The 3033-nt window shown below is 58.8% G+C and carries 6 protein-coding genes and 1 pseudogene; 3 read left to right on the top strand and 4 right to left on the bottom strand.

What is annotated here, in order from left to right; all coding sequences use genetic code 11:
• Positions 1-161: 161 nt before the first annotated feature.
• The 3 genes from Q7U76_09600 to Q7U76_09590 all read left to right on the top strand — a co-directional run bounded on the left by Q7U76_09600 (position 162) and on the right by Q7U76_09590 (position 1100).
• Positions 162-440 (top strand): type II toxin-antitoxin system RelE/ParE family toxin, encoded by a 279-nt coding sequence (locus Q7U76_09600; GenBank protein ID MDO8356629.1) that lies wholly within the window; start codon positions 162-164, stop codon positions 438-440.
• An 11-nt stretch (positions 441-451) separates the two neighbouring features.
• Positions 452-751 (top strand): HigA family addiction module antitoxin, encoded by a 300-nt coding sequence (locus tag Q7U76_09595; protein MDO8356628.1) that lies wholly within the window; start codon positions 452-454, stop codon positions 749-751.
• A 91-nt stretch (positions 752-842) separates the two neighbouring features.
• A complete protein-coding gene (locus Q7U76_09590) occupies positions 843-1100 on the top strand; it encodes a hypothetical protein (GenBank protein ID MDO8356627.1) in 258 nt (85 codons plus the stop codon).
• 4 nt (positions 1101-1104) lie between these two features.
• On the opposite strand, the gene Q7U76_09585 is transcribed toward Q7U76_09590, so the two are convergent.
• From Q7U76_09585 to Q7U76_09570, 4 genes and pseudogenes are all read right to left on the bottom strand, one after another.
• On the bottom strand, positions 1105-1365 hold the full coding sequence (locus Q7U76_09585) for a GlsB/YeaQ/YmgE family stress response membrane protein (GenBank protein MDO8356626.1): 261 nt from the start codon (positions 1363-1365) through the stop codon (positions 1105-1107).
• A 380-nt stretch (positions 1366-1745) separates the two neighbouring features.
• Positions 1746-2318, bottom strand: a pseudogene (locus Q7U76_09580) (IS30 family transposase).
• A gap of 39 nt (positions 2319-2357) precedes the next feature.
• Positions 2358-2729: a helix-turn-helix domain-containing protein gene (locus tag Q7U76_09575; protein MDO8356625.1), complete on the bottom strand. Its 372-nt coding sequence runs from the start codon at positions 2727-2729 to the stop codon at positions 2358-2360.
• 85 nt (positions 2730-2814) lie between these two features.
• Positions 2815-3033, bottom strand: a 219-nt coding sequence (locus Q7U76_09570; protein ID MDO8356624.1) for a hypothetical protein, incomplete at its 5' end; no start/stop codon positions are given.

The following is a 3033-nucleotide window of genomic DNA, read 5'->3' as shown; positions in this document are numbered from 1 at the left end:
TGACGCCGCTGGAGTTCGAACGACGGGTCAGTGACTCTTACCTGGTGTCCGCAAAATCCTGGGCAGCTCACCTTTCTTATCCTTGACACTCGCGGCTTCTTGCCTCACCAACATGTCAAGTCATGCTTGACAGCGATTGCGGGGGCGAGCAGGATAGATGTGTGATCGAAAGCTTCAAGCACAAAGGGCTGGCCCGATTTTTTGAAGACGATGATCGTCGAAAGGTGCCGGCCTCGCAAGCCGAGAAGATTGCCCGTATCTTGGCTCGGTTGAATGAGGCGATGACCGTGCAAGACATGGGGCTGCCAGGGTATCGACTCCACCCCTTAAAGGGAGAGCTGGCTGGTTTCTGGGCCGTGAGCGTATCGGGCAACTGGCGGATCGTGTTTCGATTCGAAAACGGCAGCGCCTACGATGTCGATCTGATTGACTATCACTGAGGAGATCCACGATGCGTATGAAGAACCCTCCCCATCCAGGCTTGTCGGTGCGCCATGATTGCCTTGAGCCACTGGGGCTCTCCATTACGGATGGGGCGAAGGCATTGGGTGTGACGCGGCAGGCCATGAATAATCTGGTCAGCGGCAAGGCCGGGATTTCTGCGGAGATGGCGATCCGGCTGGAAAAGGCGTTCGGGGGCGGCGCCGAAACCTGGCTGCGAATGCAGGCAGCCTATGATCTGGCACAAGTGGAAAAACGCGTCGGAAAGATCAAGGTTCGGCGCGTCAAAGAGGCCGTAGCGCCGGTATGATTGTGTGACAGCAATGCGCCGGATTGCCACACACTGGGGAATTCAGACTGTTCACATTTTTCTGTCCCATCTGAAGTGCTAGGATGTTGCTATGTTGATTGCCACTGGAAAGGTCATTGCTGGGACGCTCAAGGTTGATGAGGATAGCCTCCCGGAAGGAGCGACTGTGACTGTGTTGGTGTTGGAAGGAGATGAGACCTTCGAACTATCATCCGAGAAAGAGGCAGTACTACTTGCTGCGATTGGGGAGGCTGACCGGGGAGAGACAACGAGTGCGGCTGACCTCATGAAGCAGATTCGTCGGAAGTTGAGCCACACCAATGGGCAAGGCTTTCTCTGGCGATCATAATTCGTCAGGTTGTGAGCCAGCGATAGAGCATCAGTAGCATGAGCGCCCCGATGATTGCGGAGACAAACGCGACGATATCGGAATCCCCGGTGAGACCCACTTGGCCTCCAAGACCGCCGCCGATCACGCCGCCTCCGATCCCGATCACCGTCGTCCCGATCAACTGACCCGGATCCTTTCCGGGCATCAGCACTTTGGCGATGACGCCCACGACGAGCGCAAACACCAGAAATTCGAGGGTAGTAATAAGCGACGTCCAATCCATGAAACCTCCGACGATGTGATTTTGGTGAACGCCGTACTATACAGGTTTCTTGCCCCAGGGCAGCAAGCTTTGGGGGGAGTAAAAGGGGCAGGCTACTTATTCTTGCGATGTGACAGCTGCTTCGCGGACAAGTTGCCGGGCACGTTTGCCATGTTCCGAATCGAGAGAGCGGGGGGCGACCGTCTTCGGCCTGGATCGATCATCCGCTGTTTGATCATGAACTGGTCACGTTGCGGACCTGCGTGAATCGGCAGCAGCCATTTGGAAGGGAAGAGCGGCAAGCAAAGAGTGCGGCGAGGGGAAGGGGTCGGAATCGAGGATGCGGCAGCGGGGAAGGCCGAGGAAGCTGGTAGAAGAGTAGCCTGGGTACATTCAAGATCCTAACGCAACAGGTGATGAACGGCCTGGGCTGGGCTGTCCCAGTTCAGAATTTTCCGCGGCCGATTATTGAGTAGCGTCTGCACACGCGTAATTTCCCGTCGTGACACGCGATTGAACCGGGTGCCTGCGGGAAAGAACTGCCGCAAGAGCCCGTTGGTGTTCTCGTTGGTGCCCCGTTCCCAGGGACAGTGGGGATGCGCAAAGTAGACGGGCATCTTCGTCTGGATTGTGAAGCGCCGGTGGTCGCGCATCTCCTGCCCCTGGTCATACGTGAGGGACCGGCGGAGTTGGGGCGGCAGTGTCCGGACAGCCCGGACAAAGGCCTGCCGTACCGCGGTCGCATGCTTGGCCTTCAGCGGGACCAGCAGGGTAAACTGCGTCGTGCGTTCGACGAGAGTCCCTAGCGCCGAGGCATTGGCATGGCCGACGAGCAAGTCGCCTTCCCAATGGCCCGGCACGGTACGCGCGGCCACTTCGGCTGGTCGGTCATCAATGCTGACCATCTCCTGGACGGCGCGCGACGAGAGCCGGGGCTTGCGGGGCCGCCGAAAGCGGTGGGGCCGCCGGAGGTGCCGGGTGAGGGTGCGCTTGAAGGCGTCAGGGGGTCACCCCTAGAGATAGGCATAGATAGCTTCATGCGAAATCTGCATCGCGGGGTCTCGAGGATACTGCTGGCGCAAGCTGTGGGCAATCTGTTCCGGCGACCAGCGTTGCGCCAGCCGGGCCAAGACCGCCCGACGGAGGCGGAGGTCAGCCGCGAGCTTACGGGGTTTCCGTGGCTGATGGGCCCACCGAGTCGCCCGTTGATGGGCTGGCACAGCGCGATAGGTCGCTGGGCTGGTGCGGTGCCGAGCGAGTTCACGTGACAGCGTGCTGGGGGCGCGCTGCAGGGCTTGAGCCGTCGCTCGTAAACGATACCCCGCGGCTAACATACGACTGAGTTCTTCACGCTCCATGAGGGTCAAACGGTGATAGTGTCCCATATACAACCCCTGTATCCTGGAATCTCCAGGATACAGGGGTTGCACTAGGACCTTGAACCCACCGAGGCTACGTATTCTTGCCTCGCTACTTCTGATTTGCGCATCGTACTGCACCATGCCTTGAGTCCCACTCGGACAAGTTGCTGGGCACGCCTACGATGTTTTGAATCGAGGGAACGGTGGGGCCGGCTTCCATAAAGACGGCGACTACAGGGCCTTCCTCGACTTGCTCGCCCCGGCAATATCCAAATTCCCCATCAACCTGTTTGGCGTCTGCCTCATGCCGAATCATTTTCACCTGGTT

The organism is Nitrospirota bacterium, from assembly GCA_030645475.1.
In the GTDB taxonomy this organism is placed as follows: Bacteria; Nitrospirota; Nitrospiria; order Nitrospirales; family Nitrospiraceae; genus Palsa-1315.
The sequence above is the reverse complement of the archived record's forward strand: the minus strand, read 5'-3'. Positions and strand labels throughout refer to the sequence as shown.